The organism is Streptomyces sp. NPDC031100, assembly GCF_055570785.1.
Map to the genome: position 1 here is coordinate 95,586 of NZ_JBVIGN010000014.1, position 14,691 is coordinate 110,276.

General features: G+C 72.8%; 17 protein-coding genes. 8 read left to right on the forward strand and 9 right to left on the reverse strand.

Annotated features, from left to right (window positions below):
- Window positions 1–142: 142 nt before the first annotated feature.
- The 6 genes from ACZ5DS_RS33345 to ACZ5DS_RS33370 form a co-directional block, all read right to left on the reverse strand.
- Window positions 143–886, reverse strand: coding sequence for a maleylpyruvate isomerase family mycothiol-dependent enzyme (locus ACZ5DS_RS33345; RefSeq protein WP_468246279.1), 744 nt, complete (start codon window positions 884–886; stop codon window positions 143–145).
- Window positions 887–1,510: 624 nt separating this feature from the next.
- Window positions 1,511–1,672 carry a hypothetical protein gene (locus tag ACZ5DS_RS33350; RefSeq protein ID WP_468246000.1) on the reverse strand — a complete coding sequence of 54 codons (162 nt, stop codon included), beginning with the start codon at window positions 1,670–1,672 and terminating at the stop codon, window positions 1,511–1,513.
- A gap of 172 nt (window positions 1,673–1,844) precedes the next feature.
- Complete coding sequence (locus ACZ5DS_RS33355) at window positions 1,845–3,008, reverse strand: MFS transporter (protein ID WP_468246003.1); 1,164 nt, start codon at window positions 3,006–3,008, stop codon at window positions 1,845–1,847.
- Between the two features lie 75 nt (window positions 3,009–3,083).
- A complete protein-coding gene (locus tag ACZ5DS_RS33360) occupies window positions 3,084–3,770 on the reverse strand; it encodes an SDR family oxidoreductase (RefSeq protein WP_468246005.1) in 687 nt (228 codons plus the stop codon).
- Window positions 3,771–3,941: 171 nt separating this feature from the next.
- Window positions 3,942–4,622 (reverse strand): copper chaperone, encoded by a 681-nt coding sequence (locus ACZ5DS_RS33365; RefSeq protein WP_468246007.1) that lies wholly within the window; start codon window positions 4,620–4,622, stop codon window positions 3,942–3,944.
- Window positions 4,623–4,656: 34 nt separating this feature from the next.
- A complete protein-coding gene (locus ACZ5DS_RS33370; RefSeq protein WP_468246010.1) occupies window positions 4,657–4,863 on the reverse strand; it encodes a hypothetical protein in 207 nt (68 codons plus the stop codon).
- A 150-nt stretch (window positions 4,864–5,013) separates the two neighbouring features.
- Between ACZ5DS_RS33370 and ACZ5DS_RS33375 the strand changes: the two genes are divergently transcribed.
- The 3 genes from ACZ5DS_RS33375 to ACZ5DS_RS33385 all read left to right on the forward strand — a co-directional run bounded on the left by ACZ5DS_RS33375 (window position 5,014) and on the right by ACZ5DS_RS33385 (window position 7,490).
- A complete protein-coding gene (locus ACZ5DS_RS33375) occupies window positions 5,014–6,054 on the forward strand; it encodes a sigma-70 family RNA polymerase sigma factor (RefSeq protein ID WP_468246012.1) in 1,041 nt (346 codons plus the stop codon).
- 8 nt (window positions 6,055–6,062) lie between these two features.
- Window positions 6,063–6,788, forward strand: a complete 726-nt coding sequence (locus tag ACZ5DS_RS33380; RefSeq protein WP_468246281.1) for a DUF899 domain-containing protein — start codon at window positions 6,063–6,065, stop codon at window positions 6,786–6,788.
- A 306-nt stretch (window positions 6,789–7,094) separates the two neighbouring features.
- On the forward strand, window positions 7,095–7,490 hold the full coding sequence (locus tag ACZ5DS_RS33385; protein WP_468246014.1) for a luciferase domain-containing protein: 396 nt from the start codon (window positions 7,095–7,097) through the stop codon (window positions 7,488–7,490).
- 17 nt (window positions 7,491–7,507) lie between these two features.
- Here the strand turns inward: ACZ5DS_RS33385 and ACZ5DS_RS33390 are convergent, their stop codons facing one another.
- The gene (locus tag ACZ5DS_RS33390) at window positions 7,508–8,287 is read right to left on the reverse strand and encodes a DeoR/GlpR family DNA-binding transcription regulator (protein ID WP_468246016.1); all 780 of its coding nucleotides are present in this window, start codon (window positions 8,285–8,287) and stop codon (window positions 7,508–7,510) included.
- Window positions 8,288–8,410: 123 nt separating this feature from the next.
- Between ACZ5DS_RS33390 and ACZ5DS_RS33395 the strand changes: the two genes are divergently transcribed.
- Window positions 8,411–9,292, forward strand: a complete 882-nt coding sequence (locus ACZ5DS_RS33395) for an SIS domain-containing protein (RefSeq protein WP_468246018.1) — start codon at window positions 8,411–8,413, stop codon at window positions 9,290–9,292.
- Between the two features lie 25 nt (window positions 9,293–9,317).
- Window positions 9,318–10,214, forward strand: coding sequence for a class II fructose-bisphosphate aldolase (locus ACZ5DS_RS33400; protein ID WP_468246019.1), 897 nt, complete (start codon window positions 9,318–9,320; stop codon window positions 10,212–10,214).
- A gap of 149 nt (window positions 10,215–10,363) precedes the next feature.
- Here ACZ5DS_RS33400 and ACZ5DS_RS33405 read toward each other — a convergent pair whose 3' ends face one another.
- On the reverse strand, window positions 10,364–11,500 hold the full coding sequence (locus tag ACZ5DS_RS33405; protein WP_468246284.1) for a methyltransferase: 1,137 nt from the start codon (window positions 11,498–11,500) through the stop codon (window positions 10,364–10,366).
- A 78-nt stretch (window positions 11,501–11,578) separates the two neighbouring features.
- Here ACZ5DS_RS33405 and ACZ5DS_RS33410 point away from each other — a divergent pair, with 78 nt between their 5' ends.
- The 3 genes from ACZ5DS_RS33410 to ACZ5DS_RS33420 are packed head-to-tail and all read left to right on the forward strand — an operon-like array spanning window position 11,579 to window position 14,242.
- Window positions 11,579–12,229, forward strand: coding sequence for an alpha-ketoglutarate-dependent dioxygenase AlkB family protein (locus ACZ5DS_RS33410; RefSeq protein ID WP_468246022.1), 651 nt, complete (start codon window positions 11,579–11,581; stop codon window positions 12,227–12,229).
- A 46-nt stretch (window positions 12,230–12,275) separates the two neighbouring features.
- Window positions 12,276–13,514 carry an ROK family protein gene (locus ACZ5DS_RS33415; RefSeq protein ID WP_468246024.1) on the forward strand — a complete coding sequence of 413 codons (1,239 nt, stop codon included), beginning with the start codon at window positions 12,276–12,278 and terminating at the stop codon, window positions 13,512–13,514.
- On the forward strand, window positions 13,511–14,242 hold the full coding sequence (locus ACZ5DS_RS33420; protein WP_468246027.1) for an NUDIX hydrolase: 732 nt from the start codon (window positions 13,511–13,513) through the stop codon (window positions 14,240–14,242). Before ACZ5DS_RS33415 ends, ACZ5DS_RS33420 begins: the two co-directional genes overlap by 4 nt.
- Window positions 14,243–14,432: 190 nt before the next feature.
- On the opposite strand, the gene ACZ5DS_RS33425 is transcribed toward ACZ5DS_RS33420, so the two are convergent.
- A complete protein-coding gene (locus ACZ5DS_RS33425; RefSeq protein WP_468246286.1) occupies window positions 14,433–14,621 on the reverse strand; it encodes a DUF1272 domain-containing protein in 189 nt (62 codons plus the stop codon).
- Between the last annotated feature and the right edge of the window lie 70 nt (window positions 14,622–14,691).

Consider the following 14,691-nt stretch of genomic DNA (forward strand, 5'->3'; position numbering starts at 1 on the left):
CGGGGACGGCTCGGCGGGGGTGGCGGGCGGCTCGCGGTTGGATGCCGGGTGTGCCGGAGGGGGGGGGGGGGGGGGGGGGGCCCCCCCCCCCCCCCCCCGGTACTGGCCCGGTTGCTGGAAGGAAACCCCGACTGACGCAGCGTCAGATCCCGGACTTCTCCCGCCACAGCGTCGCGAGGGAGGCGTCACCCGTCACGCTCGGCACCGGCGCCCGGTTCCACAGCGCCAGATACAACTGGTCCGCAGGGCCCGCCAGTTCGGCCTCGGCCTGCCCGGACCCGTCCCGCGAGGCCACCGGCGGCTCCGTCGACAGCCGTACGGTCCACACCGCGTCGGCGCCCGCGTCCAGCGCCCGTACCCGCAGCACACGCGGCTGCTCCGTGCGGACCCGGCTCCGGGGGCGGGCGTGGAAGCCGCGCAGCAGCTCGTCGATGCCGTCGGCCGCGAACTCCGTGGTGATCGCGGACACCGTGCCGCCCCGGGCCGCCTCGGCGTCGTAGCGGTGGACGGCCGTCTCGTGCGCCTGCCGCCGGGTCCAGAACGTCAGGGGCGAGGGGCAGGGTGCCGGGTGGAAGGTCCAGGACTCCAGGTCGGCGGGCGCGGCGGCCAGCGCGTCCACCAGCAGGCGGTGGCTCTCCCGGTACCAGGCCACCAGCCCGGCGCCGTCCAGGTCCGGGCCGGCGTCGTCGAGAGGCCGCGGAGCGGTGTGCCCTTCGGCGACGAAAGCGGTGGCCCACCGGTGTACCGCGCCCGTGTGCCGCAGCAGGTCCTTCACCTGCCAGTCCGGGCAGGTCGGCACCTTGGCGTCCGTACCCGCCGATTCGGCGGCCGCGGCCAGCGACCGGCCCTCCCGGTCGAGGATCTCGAGGAATTCGGCAGTCTCCATGGTGCAGAGTCTGCCGGATGAAGCGGGCTCGAAGGCGCACCTTTTCCGGGCCGGCCGCAGCGTCCGGCCCGGCGCAACCCGGCTGGTGCGGGCCTCGTCGGCGACCTGGTGGGTGGGCGGCTCGACATGCGTGGGCAGGGGACCCGCGTGCCGGAGGATGCCCGGGGCGTCGTTGCCGATGTGGAAGCTGTGCGGGGCACAGACAGCTCGATCCACCGGCTCCTCACCGCCGCCGTGGCGTTCAACGACCAGTGCGCCGGGCGGCGGTGGAACGGCTCGACGAAGGGCGCGAGGAGCCGCGCGAGGTCGTCCTGGCACCACGGCTCGTGGTCAGGGGGCACGACGGGGGAGGCGCCGTGAGCTCTCGACGCCACTCATCCAGGGCGGGGAGCTCGCAGGTGCTGACGCCGGGCCAGCTCGTCGTCCTCGACGAGGGTGAGCATCAGGGAACGCGACGAGAACGGTCATCGCCTCTGCCCCCTCCGGCACGAACGGCGGTTTCGCCGACTGCAGCACGGTCGGCGCCGTCTTCCAGGCATCCGATTGCGGCCGGCTCCCGGCAGTGCTGCCTGCCGCCGGTTCATCGTGCGACATGGCGAGGCCTCCAGTGGTGGGTCGGCTGGGTCAGGACAGCCACTCGGTGCAGTGAGCGGGGGCGATGCCGGCGTCGCCCTGGGTGGCGAGGGCGTCGCCGCCCACGACGGCGAACCTGCCGGCGGTGTCCTCGGTGACGACCGTGTGGCCGTCGGAATGCGTCTGATGGACGACTACGGCGGCTCCGGCCACCGCCTCACCTTTCGTCGCGCACCGATGGGCCATACGTCCGGACTGCGACGGCTCGGAGTGCGGCGCACGCGGGCCCGTGCGGGGCAACTGCGGCGCAGGACGCTCCGTGACCCCGTACCTCGCCGGCCGACGTCGGCGAGGCGCGGCCGTCGGCCTTGCCTTTGACGCAAGGTCAGGCGCTCATCACCTGCCGTGTCGTCACCCCGATCAGCGCGGCCACGGCGGCCAGCACGGCGACGCTGGTGAGCGCCGCGGGCAGGGAGTAACAGCCCGCCATGAAGCCGATCGCCGGCGGTCCCAAGAGCATGCCGCCGTACCCGAAAGTGGAGGCCACGGCGACACCGGACGGGCCGGCCAGCGCGCCGGCCCGCTCCACGGCGACCGGGAAGAGGTTGGCCAGCCCGAGGCCGGTGACGGCGAAGCCGATCAGTGCCGCCCACACGGAGGGCGCGAGCGAGCCGAGCAGCATGCCGGCCGTCGCGGTGGTGCCGCCGGCGATCACGGTCCGGGCGCGCCCGAGGCGTTCCAGCAGCGCCGTCCCGGTCAGTCGGCCGACGGTCATGGCGAGCGCGAAACACGCGTACCCGACAGCCGCCGTCCCCGCTGAGGCCGCCAGGTCCTGCTGGAGGTGGAGGGCGCCCCAGTCGGCCATGGCGCCTTCGCCATAGGCGGTGCACAGGGCGATCAGGCCGAAGACGACGACGAGCCCGCGGGCCCGGGCATCCGGGCGGCGCGGACTGCCCGCCTCCGGGCGGGAGCGCTCCGGCGGGAGCGGCGGCTCGTGCCGCAGGAGAGCGCGTCCCGCGACAGCGGTGACCACCAGCCCGACGAGTGTCAGTCCGAGCAGGTGCCGGGCGGGGGACAGGGAGCCCGCGACGAGGCCGCCGAGCCCCGCGCCGATCATCCCGCCCAGGCTGAACGACGCGTGGAAACCGGGCATGACGGGCCTGCCCAACGCGGCAACCAGGTCGACGGCGGCGCTGTTGAAGGCCACGTTGATACCCCCGTAGGCCGCCCCGAACAGGAGCAGTACGGCGCCGAGCGTCACCGCCGAGTGGGTGAGCGGGGGCAGCGCGACGCCGAGTGAGAGCAGCACCGCGCACACGACCGTCACCTGATGACTGCCGAAGCGGCGGCACAGCCGCCCGGTGAGCGTCATCGTCACGACCGCCCCCGCGGAGACCCCGAGCAGCGCGAGCCCGAGCCCGCTCGCGGAGGCGTGGGTCTGCTGCTTGATGTCGGGGATGCGCACCACCCAGCCTGCGAAGACGAAGCCGTCCAGGGCGAAGAACGTGGTGATCGCGATGCGGAGACGAGTCAGGCCGTCGCCCGGCACGACGTTGTGCGATCGGGATTTGTTTATTAGCGGCACAAACTCAGGCTAGGTGGGGTGCCGGTTCGCGGCAAGGGCTCAGACGGCCTCAAGCCCCTTGCCCGTCACGGTCAGCAGCGTCCGCTGGCGGTGTTCCTCGCTGGAGGCGATCGAAAGGATGGCGCGGGCCACCCCGCGGGGGTCGAGCGGCACCGGGAAGTGTTCCTTCAGGTAGGCCTCGGCCGACTGGCCGGCCAGGGCGCCGTACGCGGCGGCCGCCGCCTCGCCGATCGGGGTGCCGACCAGCAACTGGCGGGGGAGCAGGGCGACGAAGCGGATGCCGAGGTCGCGGGCGTCGGCGGCGGACTGGAGGTAGTCGGCGAGGAACATCTGCGTCCGCTTGGCGCCGGCGTAGCCGCCCGACAGCGGCGAGCCGCCGAGCGCGGCGCCGCTCGAGACGATCACCACGGTCGAGTCGGGACGCAGCGGCCGTGCCAGGGCTGCGCGGCCGACCTCGAAGGCAATCTTGACGTCGACGTTCCACGGCGCCGAGAACGACTCCCAGCTCTGCTCCTCGATCGGCGCCATCCGCGGGCGCGTACCCGCGGCGACCACGACCAGGTCCGGGTCGGCCTCGGCGAGGAGCGCGGCGACCTGCGCGGGATCCGTGGCGTCCCGCTCGTGGCCGGAGGCCAGGACACGGACTCCGGCGGCGGTGAGGGCATCGGCGGTGGCACGGCCGACGCCGCTGCGGGCGCCGATGACGAGAGCGTTGCGGATGGTCATGATTTCTCTCCTTCAAGGGGGCCAAGACGCGCAGGTGCCCAGCGCGGGCCTTGGTTGTCGTAGTCGTCGTGGTCGCGGCACCATGCCGGTCTCATGCCGGTCTCATGGCGGTCTCATGTCGGCTGGGCGGTGTGCGCGGTCGGCCGCAGCTTGCGCCACCGCGACGACGTCTCACATCGATGGGGTCAGGGCGGGAACGGACGAGGGCGCGGCGACGATCAGGAGTCCGAGTCCGACCAGCGCCAGTGCCGCGGGCACATCGAGGGCGGCTCTCGGGGGCAGCAGCTTCTGGGCGAGGACGAGGACGGTGATCACGGACATCCAGGTCACGTTCATGAGGCCCAGCGCCACCGGCACCAGCATCAGTCCGATGCACGAGCCGACGCAGAGGAGTCCGAACGCGAGCCCGGAGTGGACGCTTTGGCGGCAAAGCCGACGGCAGTGCCGTTTGAGGGGCGTCAACTCGTAGGCGCCCGCCGCGATCACCACCGCACCGGCGGCGAAGGATCCGTGCGGCCGGTACGCCGCGTACACGGGGATGCCGACGAGGGCCCAGACGGCCAGGTACGACACGACGAACAGCGGCACGGCGCGCAACCGGTGACCGCCGTCGGCACGAGCGTGACCCAAGGCGGTCGGAGCCGCGCCCGGCAGCATCATCGCCGCCGTCATCGGCACCCACAGGGCGGCGAAGGACCCGAACGAACCGAGCCGGGTCGAGACGCCCATGTCCATCGTCCCGTTCATCTGCCCGAGCGCGACGGCCCAGGACACGGCGGCGAGTCCGAGCGTTGCCGTCAGCGCGGCCGCGGTCGCCGTCGTCCTGGTGATCGTTGTCCGGGTGATCGTCATGCCGTCGACGCCTCCGCGAATCGGGCTCCGCAGCTCAGGACGTGCCATGGGCCACCGCCGCGAGCTCCGCCCGGTGCAGCTCCAGTGCCTTCACCGCACCGCCGCCCCGGCCTTCCGCCGGCGACGCCGCCAGGGCATCGGTGGCGAGATGCCGTTCGAGGACGCAGCGGAAGTCCGACTCCCGGCCGATTCCGCGCTTACCTCCGGTGACCAGGAGGGCACTGTCCGCGATGGTCGTCATGGCGGCGGTCTCCGTTCCTCAAGGAAATGCCTGTGGACATGCGGTCGCTTGTTGAGACACGGCCGCCCCGAGGAACTCACCGATGACTTTTCGACCTGAGCGGTGTCCTTATCCGAGGAAGACTGGGAGACGTGAGACGAGGACTCCGTGGTGATCGAATCGACTCTGGACCGGGCCCGGGCAGGTGACGGGGAAGCGTTCCGCGAGCTCACCGAGCCCTATCGGCGCGAGCTCCAGGCGCACTGCTACCGGATCCTCGGCTCCGTGCAGGACGCGGAGGACACGGTCCAGGAGACCCTCCTGGCCGCCTGGCGCGGGCTTGGCGGATTCCAGGGGCGGGCCTCCGTACGCGCCTGGCTGTACCGCATCGCGACCAACCGCTGCCTGAACGCGCTGCGCGACACGGGCCGCCGACCGCAGCCGCAGCAGCCGGCCCGACGCCCGGTCGATGTGCCCGAGCCCACGCGCCGTTCCGAGCCGACCTGGTTCGAGCCCTACCCGGAATCCCTGCTGGAGGACCTGCCGGACACCGCCCCGGGACCGGAGGCCCGCTACGAGACGCGGGAGTCGCTGGCGCTGTCGTTCGTGGCCGGACTCCAGCGGCTGCCGCCGCGGCAGCGCGCGGTCCTGGTGCTGCGCGACGTGCTCGGCTTCCGTACGGCGGAGGTGGCCGACCTGCTCGGCAGCAGCGGCGTCTCGGTGAACAGCGCCCTGCAGCGGGCGCGTACGGCCCTCGACGACGCAAGGCCCGCGCGTGACCGCGAACGGGCGCCGCTGCCCCGCTCACCACGGGAACGCGAGCTCGTCGGACGGTTCGTGGACGCGCTGGAGAGCTCCGACGTCGACCGGCTCGTCGCGCTGCTGACCGAGGACGCCTGGCTCACCATGCCGCCCGAGCCTCTCGCCTACCAGGGACACGCGGCGATCGCCCGCTTCTACCAGGCCCTGCCCTGGTGGGGCGGTCAAGCGCTCCGTCTCGTACCCACCCGTGCCAACGGCCAGCCCGCGTTCGGCTCCTACCTCCGCGATCCCCACACCCCGATCGCGCACGCCTACGGGTTCGTGGTGCTCACGCTGGAAGGAGACCGGATCTCCGCCATCACCCGCTTCGGCGACAACGCCCTCTTCCCCCTGTTCGGGCTGCCCCGAACGCTACGCGACCAGAACCTTTGGTCCTGCCCTGAAAGGTGAACGCCATCATGAAGACACCCCCGATCGTCTCGGCAGAGGACTGGGAGGCTGCGCGTCAGCAGCTGCTTGTGGAGGAGAAGCAACTGACCCACGCCCGTGACGCACTGGCCGCCAAGCGGCGCCGGATGCCGTGGCTGGCAGTGGAGAAGGATTACGAGTTCGACGGACCCAAGGGCAAGGCGAGTCTGCTCGACCTGTTCGACGGCCGTCGTCAGCTGATCGTCTACCGTGCTTTCTTCGAGCCCGGCGTGTTCGGCTGGCCCGACCACGCGTGCCGCGGCTGCTCCATGGTGGCTGACCATGTGGGCAACCTCGCTCATCTGAATGCCCGCGACACCACTCTCGTCTTCGCCTCGCGCGCGCCGCAGCCGGACATCGAGCGGGTGAAGGCGCGGATGGGCTGGACGATTCCCTGGTACACGATCACCGACGACTTCGACACCGACTTCGGTGTGGACGAGTGGCACGGCACGAACGCGTTCATCCGCGAGGACGACCGCGTGTTCCGCACCTACTTCATCAACAGCCGTGGTGACGAGGCGCTGGGGAGCACCTGGAGCTACCTCGACATGACCGCGCTCGGGCGACAGGAAACGTGGGAGGACTCTCCGGAGGGTTATCCCCAGACCCCGCCGTACGAATGGTGGAACTGGCACGACGCATACGGCGACGCCGAGGTGGCGCCGGAATGGCTGACCATCACCCGCCGTGCCACCCAGGACGAGTCGGAGTGAGCCTGCCTGCGCCCATGCGGCCGGCCTCCGCGAGGCCGGCGGACGGATGAGAACAGGCGCACGGGTTTGTCACACGTGAGGTGCTTTGTCCTACCGGATTCCGGTAGGACAAGTGTGCCCCTGAAGTGCTTTTGGCCAGCCGGGACTTCCGGGTGTCCACGGGGTCGAGGTGGTCAACGGCGCCTGGGGCGTGGCCTGTTCGGGTCGCCGGCCGGCCTCGGACCGGCCCGTCCGCCCGGGGAGACAGTTTGGTTAATGCTTGCTCACGAGCTGGTTGCGAGCGGGTGAGCAGGCCATGATGGACCTATGACGTTGGCCTCGCGCGCGCTGGCGCAACTGGCGACCTGGCCGGACCTGAAGCAGGTGGCCCCGAGCTGCGGTCTGGGGCAGGCCGTGCGGTCGGCCCAGGGCGAGATCGCCCACTTCCACTCCGACCGGGATGTCGATCTGCGGCTGACCGACCGGGCCATCCGGCGATTGGCCAAGGACCTGAAGCACACGGGCGCCATCCGGATCGTCCCGGGCTCGCAGTGGGTGACCCTACGGCTCGACGCCGCCAGCGACGTCGACCTGCTGCTGACCCTGGTGAGCGTGGCACTCCAGGCCCAGCAGACCTGGCCCGACCTGGTGGACCGGGGGGCGTCCGGCTGCAACGACCAGCGCGGGGCGGGGTTCGTGAGCGCCGACCTCAGCCGTATCTGACGTTCCCCGCCGAGACATCACACCGCGAGGACGCGGATACCCGCCTCCTCGAAGCGGCGCACGGTGTCCTGATCCACCGCCGTGTCCGTCACGAGCGTGTCCACCAGTTCGGCCGCACAGATACGGGCGAACGCCCGCTGGCCCAGCTTGCTGGAGTCGGCGGCCACCACCACCCGCTCGGCACGCTCGCACAGCAGCCGGTTGATCGCGGCCTCCGCCTCGTCGTGCGCCGCCGCACCGTGGATGACATCGAACGCGACCACGCCGAGAACGGCGACGTCCAGCGTGATCTGGCCGAGCACACCGTCCGCGAGCGGACCGATCAGTTCGTACGACTGGGGGCGCGCGACCCCGCCGGTCACCACGATCTTGAACTGGGGTCGTACGGCGAGCTCGTTGGCGATGTTGAGCGCGTTCGTGACGATGGTCAGCGCCGGCGAGCCGGTGCCCAGGTCGCCGCGCACGGCCAGCGCGCGGGCCACCTCCGTGGTGGTCGTGCCACCGGTCAGCCCGACCGCCTCGCCCGGCGCCACGAGATCCGCCACCGCCTTGGCGATCCGCTGCTTCTCCGAGGCCCGGCGGGCCGTCTTGTAGCGCAGGGGCAGTTCGTACGACACCCCGTGCACCACCGCGCCGCCCCGGGTGCGTACCAGCATCTGCTGCTCGGCGAGCTGGTCGAAGTCCCGGCGGATCGTCGCCGCCGACACCTCCAGTTCGGCCGCCGCCTCCTCGACCTCCAGCCGGCCGCGCTCGACGAGCAGTTCGAGCAGCGCCTTCCAGCGGGCGTCCCGGGACATCCGCAGCCTCCGTTCTCCGTCTTCCCGGCGACCTTAGCGCACCTCGGCCTGCGCACTGATGCTTGATTGTGCTCGAAAGCTCGCTATATCTTGCAGGAACAATCAGCTAGGGGAGGGTGTGGCATGAGCCATGTCGAGGACGAGCTGAACAGCCAGCCCGAGTGCTGGATACGGGCGGCCGAGGAGGCGGGGCGGTACGGCGACGCGCTGCCGGCGCCGGGGGAGCGGGTCGCGGTCGTCGGGTGCGGGACGTCGTACTTCATGGCTCAGGCGGTGGCAGCCCTGCGCGAGGCCACTGGGCAGGGCGAGACGGATGCGTTCGCCGCCTCCGAGTTCCCGCGCGGGCGGTCGTACGACCGGGTCGTCGCCCTCACCCGCTCCGGCACCACCACGGAAGTGCTCGACCTGATCGGGCAGCTCAGGGGGAGTACGCGGACCACGGCCGTCACCGCCGACCCCGCCACCCCCGTTACCCGGGCCGCCGACGATCTCGTCGTGCTGGACTTCGCCGACGAACGCTCCGTCGTCCAGACCCGGTTCGCCACCACCGCGCTCACCCTGCTGCGCGCACACTTCGGCCTGCACACCGAAGCCGCCGTCGCCGACGCCCGCACGGCCCTCGCGACCGACCTGCCCGAAGGGCTCGTGCACTGCACGCAGTTCACCTTCCTGGGCCGCGGCTGGACCGTCGGGCTCGCGAGCGAGGCCGGCCTGAAGATGCGGGAGGCGTCACTGTCGTGGACGGAGGCCTACCCGGCGATGGAGTACCGGCACGGGCCGATCAGCATCACCACCGAGGGCACCGCGACCTGGATGCTCGGCGAGCCGCCCGCCGGCCTCGCCGAACAGGTGCGCGCCACCGGCGGACTGTGGGTCGAAGGCAGGCTCGACCCGCTCGCCGAACTCGTCCGCGTCCAGCGCCTCGCGGTCGCCGTCGCCGCCCGCCGCGGCCTCGACCCCGACCGGCCGCGCCACCTCACCCGCTCGGTGATCCTCGCCTCTTGACCCGCTCCGGGAAGGGAAACAGACCGTGCCCCTCGCGACCACCGGCGAGCTGGTCACCCGGGCCGCCGAAGCCCGCTCCGCCGTCGCCGCCTTCAACGTCATCACCCTGGAACACGTCGAGGCCGTCATCGCCGGTGCCGAAGCCACCGGCGCACCCGTGGTCCTCCAAGTCAGCGAGAACGCCGTCAGGTTCCGCTACGGACGGCTCCTGCCGCTCGCCCGCGCGGCCGTCGCCGCCGCCGAACGCGCCGACGTACCCGTCGCGTTGCACCTCGACCATGTGCAGAGCGACGACCTGCTGCGCCAGGCGCCCGAGGCCGGGTTCAGCTCGGTGATGTACGACGCCGCCCGCCTGCCCTACGCCGAGAACCTCGCCGCGACCCGGGCCGCGGCCGACTGGGCCCACGGTCAAGGCCTGTGGATCGAGGCCGAGTTGGGGCAGATCGGCGGCAAGGACGGCCGGCCCCCGCTCGACGCCCACGCGCCCGGCGCCCGCACCGATCCCGACCAGGCGCGCGACTTCGTCGCCCGCACCGAGGTCGACGCGCTCGCCGTGGCCATCGGCAGCATGCACGCCATGACCACCCGTACCGCCGCCCTCGACCACGGCCTGCTCAAGCGCCTGTCCGCCGCCCTGTCCACCCCGCTGGTCCTGCACGGCTCCTCCGGCGTGCCGGACGACGGGCTGGTCGCGGCGGTCGCGGGCGGCATCGCCAAGGTCAACGTCGGCACCGCCCTGAACGCGGCCATGACCGCCGCGATCAGGGACTTCCTCGCCGCCCACCCGGAGGCCGTCGACTCGCGCAAGTACCTCAGCGTCGGCAGGGAGGCGATGGCCCGGGAGGTCGCACGCATCATCGGCGTCCTCGGGCGGGAGCCCTGTGCCAGGGCCTGTCCGGCGGATCAGGTCGGAGGAAAGTAACGGCTCCTAATCAGCGCAGGTGAGCGGGGCCTGGTGCGTCCAGCTGCAAGGCGGAGGAGGGCGGCGACGCGGAGCGTCGGCAACCGACGACAACGCCGCAGATGGGCGTGGCAGGCCCCGCGTCTCCGGCATGATTCGCCGGACAGGCTCTAGCCCCTCTTGACGGCCTTCAGCACCACGAACTTCGGGTCGCTCGCCACCAGGTGGCTATTACCGAACAGCCGCTTCAGCTTGACGTGGTAACCCAGGTGCCGGTTGCCGATCACCCACAGCTCACCGCCGGGGCGCAGCGCGCGCTTCGCCCCGGTGAACATCCGCCACGCCGTCGCGTCGGTCGTCGCCTGGTGGGAGTGGAACGGCGGGTTGTTCAGCACGAGGTCCACACTGCCGGGGGCCACCCCGGCCAGCCCGTCCCCGACCCGGAACTCGGCGTGCCCGGGCACCCCGTTGGCCTTGTACGTCGCCTCCGCCGAGGCCACGGCCTGGAACGACTCGTCCACGAACAGCACCTCGGCCTCCGGGTCGGCCAGCGCCACCGCCGTACCGACGACGCCGTTGCCGCAGCCGAGGTCCACCACGCGCGCGCCGCCCGTCCCGGCCGGCAGATGCTGCAGGAAGAACCGGGTGCCGATGTCGAGCCGGTCGGCGCAGAACACGCCCGCGTGGTTGACGACCGTGCGCCCGGAGACCGCTCCGATGCCCTGCGGGAGGTCGTAGCTGTACGGCCACGGGTTCGCGGGCCGCTCCAGGGACGGGTCCGGGGTGCAGAAGATCAGCCGGGCCTTCTGCTGTGCGAGAGAGGTCCGGGTCGGCCCGAGGATCCGCTCGAACAGCTCCAGGGTGGAGGTGTGGATCTCCTTCACCATCCCGGTGCCGACGACCACCGTGTCCGCGTGCACGGCGGGAGCGAGCCGCAGCAGCTGGTCCTCCAGCAGCGCCAGGCTCTTCGGCACGCGGACGAGCAGGACGTCCACCCGCTCCGGCGGCGGGTCCTGGGTGGTGAGCAGGCGCACGGCGCCGGGTTCGACCCCGGCCCGCGCCAGGTTCGCCCGGGTCGCCTCCTGGCTCAGGAACGAGTCGGTGACCTGCGTCGGCCGGTACCGCGCGAGCGCCGTCGCCAGCGCACCCCAGCGGTCGCCGACCACCACGACCGCGCCCGTGAGCGGCACCCCCTCCTCGGCCAGGTGCCGCAGCAGGTACGTGTCGGAGGCGTCCCAGGCACGCAGCCGGTCGCGGGGATCCTCGGGGAAGCGGGACAGCTCGATCTCGTCCCACGGCGTCGTCATACGGTCGTTCATCGTGCTCCAGGCTAGCCGAGCCGCAGCTCAGGGCCGGTCGGCCGGGCCTCGGGCAGGATGGAGCGCATGGACGTGGAACTGTTTGAGCGGGAGCGGGCCGCGGTCGCACCGGGCGCCGTGCACGTCCCGCACTGGCTGCCCGCCAAGCGGCAGCGCGCGCTCCTGGCCGCCTGCCGGGACTGGGCGCGCCCCCCTGCCGGACTGCGCACGGTCCGCACCCCGGGCGGCGGCACGATGACCGCCCGGCAGGTCTGCCTGGGCCGGCACTGGTACCCGTACGCCTACGCCCGCACGGTCGTCGACGGCGACGGAGCCCCCGTGAAGCCCTTCCCGGACTGGCTCGGCGAGCTGGCCCGCGGCGCCGTGGCCGACGCGCTCGGCCCGGAAGCGGTACCCGCGGACCCGTACGACATCGCACTGATCAACTTCTACGACGGCGACGCCCGCATGGGCATGCACCGCGACGCCGACGAGAAGTCGGACGCGCCGGTCGTGTCGCTGAGCCTCGGCGACGCGTGCGTCTTCCGCTTCGGCAACACGGAGACCCGCACGAAGCCGTACACGGACGTGGAGCTGCGCAGCGGAGACCTCTTCGTCTTCGGCGGGCCGTCCCGGCTCGCGTACCACGGTGTGCCGCGCGTGCACCCCGGCACGGCGCCGCCGGAGCTGGGGCTTGCCGGGCGGCTGAACATCACCCTGCGCGTGAGCGGGCTGTAGACCACCGCACGCCACGACCGGTGCGGATCATGGGAGACTCGCTCTCATGAGCGGCAAGGCGGACCCCCGGAAGGCGGGGGAAGGAACCACCTCGAGGGCGCGGCTGGACCGGGGGCGCGGTGCGCTCGGGCCCGCGCTGGAGCTCGTGCACACCGGGCGGGCGCCGACCCGGGCCGTGCTCACCGCCGAACTCGGGGTCACCCGGGCGACGGCCGGGGCGGTGGCCGCCGAACTGGAGGCGCTCGGGCTGATCCGGGTCGACGCCCGGCCGGGCGCCGGGGCCGGTGCCCAGGGGCGCCCCTCGCACCGGCTGGAGGTCGCCGAGGACGGCCCGGTCGCGCTGGCCGCGCAGGTCCACGCCGACGGCTTCCGGGCCGCGCTGGTCGGCCTCGGCGGGCGGATCGTGGCGACCGCGCCCGGCTGCGAGACCGTCGACGCCGACCCGGCGAAGGTGCTGGGCTCCGTGGTGGAAACCGGCGCCGAACTCCTGCGCACGACGGGCCGCCGCTGCGTGGGCGCGGGGCTCGCCGTCCCGTCCGCCGTCGCCGAACCCGACGGCCTCGCCCTCAACCCCCTCCACCTCGCCTGGCCGGTGGGCGCACCGGTCCGCCGGATCTTCGCGGAGTGCGTGCGCGCCGCGGGCATCACCGGCCCCGCCTTCGCCGGCAACGACGTCAACCTCGCCGCTCTCGCCGAGCACCGGCACGGCGCCGGCCGGGGCTCCCGGGACCTGCTGTGCGTGGCGACGGGACACCGCGGCGTCGGCGGGGCCCTGGTCCTCGACGGCCGCCTCCACACGGGCAGTTCGGGCCTCGCCCTGGAGGTCGGCCACCTCACCGTCAACCCCGAGGGCCGCCCCTGCCACTGCGGCAGCCGGGGCTGCCTGGACGTCGAGGCGGACCCGCTCGCCCTGCTCATCGAGGCCGGCCGCGAACCGGGCCCCGAGGTCTCCCTGCTCCAGCAGGCCAACGACCTGCTGCGCACCCAGTACGCCGACCCGGCCGTCCGCACCGCCGCCGAGGCCCTGATCGACCGCCTCGGCCTGGGCCTCGCCGGACTGGTCAACATCCTCAACCCGGACCGCATCATCCTCGGCGGCCTGCACCGCACCCTCCTCGACGCCGACCCCGAACGCCTGCGCGCGGTCGTCGCCGACCGCAGCCTGTGGGGCCAGAGCGGCGGCGTGCCCATCCTGCCCTGCACCCTGGACCACAACAGCCTGGTCGGCGCCGCCGAGTTGGCCTGGCAGCCGGTACTGGACGATCCGCTGGGGGCACTCCGGTGACCGGTCCCACGGTGGAACTCTGGCCCGCACCCCGTATCCGGCTCGTCGAGACGCCCACCCCCGAGGTGTCCCCGCGCCACCGCTCGGCGATGGACCGGTTGTGGGCGGAGGCGGTCCGGGACAACCCGGCACTGTTCGACGGCCCGGTGGCCGCGCTCACGGGGCTGGAGCGGGACGGACGCGACGGCCTGGTGCTGTCGTGGGCGCGGGCGACCTACCGCTTCTGGGCGCTGCGCCAGGTGCCGGACGCCCCCGTGTGGTCGTCCCTGTTCGTGTCCGTGCTGCAGCCGACCGACGACGGCTGTCTGGTCGTGGGCCGGATGTCGCCCTCGACGGCGGCACCGGGCCGCTGGCAGCTGCCCGGCGGATCCATCGAACCGCCCGACGGCGAGGGCGGGTTGGACCTCTCCGGCCTGCGCCGCCACGCGGCCCGCGAACTCGCCGAGGAGATCGGCTCCGACACGCCGTCGGACGCCCTGACCCTGAGGCTGACCACCCGAGGCACGCGAGGCAACGTCGGCGTGATGTTCCTGGCCCCGCCCCGCCCGGCGGAGGAGGTGCGCGAGCGGTACGGCGAGCTGGTGCGGACGGAGACGGCTCGGGGCTGCGACCCCGAGTTCGACCGGATCGAACTGATCCGCTCTGCGGCCGATCTGGAGGGGCTGGACGGACCGCACGTGGACTACCTGGAGCCGGTCGTACGGCACTACTTCGGCAGCCCGGCCTGAACCGTCAGGGTCCCCTGCTCGGCGGCAGAGCCCGTCCATGAGGTCCTCGAAGCCGGCGAACTCCTCACGCGCCGGCCTGGTCGGCGTCGCGGCCGGCTGCCGGCGTCCGGGAGCGAACTGCTCGGCCACCGCCGTCATGAGCGCAGACCAGCCACGGGCACTGACATCCCGAGCGCCGCAGAACCAGCGCCTACGCATCCCCGCGCACACGACGGGGCCGGGCCACCAGCTCCCCGCCGCAGTTGGGACAGATCTGCCCCATGGCCTCACCGCACGCCACACAGAACGTGCACTCGTACGAGCAGATGCGAGCCGGACCGTCCGCAGGCAACTCGGCGGTCTCGCAGCGCTCGCAGCGGTCGCGCATCTCCAGGGCCATCGCAGTCACATCTCCTCGGACAGGGGGCCGGTGGCGTTCCGGCTCCCATCCTCCGGACGGCAGCCCGAGC

What these genes read in the sequence shown, in the direction of transcription:
- ACZ5DS_RS33395 (WP_468246018.1), top strand. Translation starts at nt 8,411, where the DNA reads ATGAGCCATGTCGAGGACGAGCTGAACAGCCAGCCCGAGTGCTGGATA.
- ACZ5DS_RS33345 (WP_468246279.1), bottom strand. Translation starts at nt 886, where the DNA reads ATGGAGACTGCCGAATTCCTCGAGATCCTCGACCGGGAGGGCCGGTCG.
- ACZ5DS_RS33390 (WP_468246016.1), bottom strand. Translation starts at nt 8,287, where the DNA reads ATGTCCCGGGACGCCCGCTGGAAGGCGCTGCTCGAACTGCTCGTCGAG.
- ACZ5DS_RS33380 (WP_468246281.1), top strand. Translation starts at nt 6,063, where the DNA reads ATGAAGACACCCCCGATCGTCTCGGCAGAGGACTGGGAGGCTGCGCGT.
- ACZ5DS_RS33365 (WP_468246007.1), bottom strand. Translation starts at nt 4,622, where the DNA reads ATGACGATCACCCGGACAACGATCACCAGGACGACGGCGACCGCGGCC.
- ACZ5DS_RS33360 (WP_468246005.1), bottom strand. Translation starts at nt 3,770, where the DNA reads ATGACCATCCGCAACGCTCTCGTCATCGGCGCCCGCAGCGGCGTCGGC.
- ACZ5DS_RS33385 (WP_468246014.1), top strand. Translation starts at nt 7,095, where the DNA reads ATGACGTTGGCCTCGCGCGCGCTGGCGCAACTGGCGACCTGGCCGGAC.
- ACZ5DS_RS33370 (WP_468246010.1), bottom strand. Translation starts at nt 4,863, where the DNA reads ATGACGACCATCGCGGACAGTGCCCTCCTGGTCACCGGAGGTAAGCGC.
- ACZ5DS_RS33415 (WP_468246024.1), top strand. Translation starts at nt 12,276, where the DNA reads ATGAGCGGCAAGGCGGACCCCCGGAAGGCGGGGGAAGGAACCACCTCG.
- ACZ5DS_RS33425 (WP_468246286.1), bottom strand. Translation starts at nt 14,621, where the DNA reads ATGGCCCTGGAGATGCGCGACCGCTGCGAGCGCTGCGAGACCGCCGAG.
- ACZ5DS_RS33405 (WP_468246284.1), bottom strand. Translation starts at nt 11,500, where the DNA reads ATGACGACGCCGTGGGACGAGATCGAGCTGTCCCGCTTCCCCGAGGAT.
- ACZ5DS_RS33410 (WP_468246022.1), top strand. Translation starts at nt 11,579, where the DNA reads ATGGACGTGGAACTGTTTGAGCGGGAGCGGGCCGCGGTCGCACCGGGC.